1 protein-coding gene is annotated in these 663 nt (G+C 60.8%); it reads left to right on the top strand.

The annotated features are described in order from the left end of the window. The coding region (locus IF89_RS48885; RefSeq protein WP_234328040.1) for a hypothetical protein at nt 1–663 on the top strand (663 nt) is incomplete at both ends.

The raw sequence follows: 663 nt of genomic DNA, 5'->3' as shown, positions 1-663 counted from the left end.
CGGCCTACACCCACCTCCGGGTATGGAACGGCAACCAGTCATCAACCGTCAACCTCGGCGAAGTCCCCGCACCACCAGAAAGAACCGCCCACCCCGTCAGCGCTACTACATGGCTTGAAGAACACCGCCCAATCCTCGGTAACGGCCTCGACCAGAGAATGATCGAGTTTCCGCTGGCGGTCAATGCGGGCCCAGCACAGGACTTCCTTTATTTCCGCGACTCTCACAACGGTAGACTTTTGACCAACCTGCGTCGGGCCGGGGAAGAGGAAACCGTCGTCTCCACCATCCGGGGTGCTTACACAGGGACTGACATGGAGTCATTGAGCGAGGGTGCAAGACTCTACGTAAGCACCACCAGGGTGTCGGACCTCGGTATAGGTCGCAAAATTACGGTCATTGCCAATGTGAAGGCGCCGACCGCAGGGGCCGCGCCTACGTGGAATCCGGTGCACAGCTTTACCTTTGTCGCCTCTTCCAACCCTGTCCTGCCAGTCCTCAATCCGGATGCAGTACTGGAGGGCAACAGGGCTGGCATCACAGCCCGATGCGGTTCCGGAAGCATTGTAGAGCCGTGTGGGTTGGCAGCGGTGCCTGAGAAGGACGGAGTGGGCGTCAGGCCTGCGCTGTTCGCCGCAAACGGTCGGCTGGAGGAGCCCCGGG

The sequence above is a fragment of the Streptomyces sp. NRRL F-2664 genome, assembly GCF_000719345.1.
GTDB lineage: Bacteria > Actinomycetota > Actinomycetes > Streptomycetales > Streptomycetaceae > Streptomyces.
The sequence above is the reverse complement of the archived record's forward strand: the minus strand, read 5'-3'. Positions and strand labels throughout refer to the sequence as shown.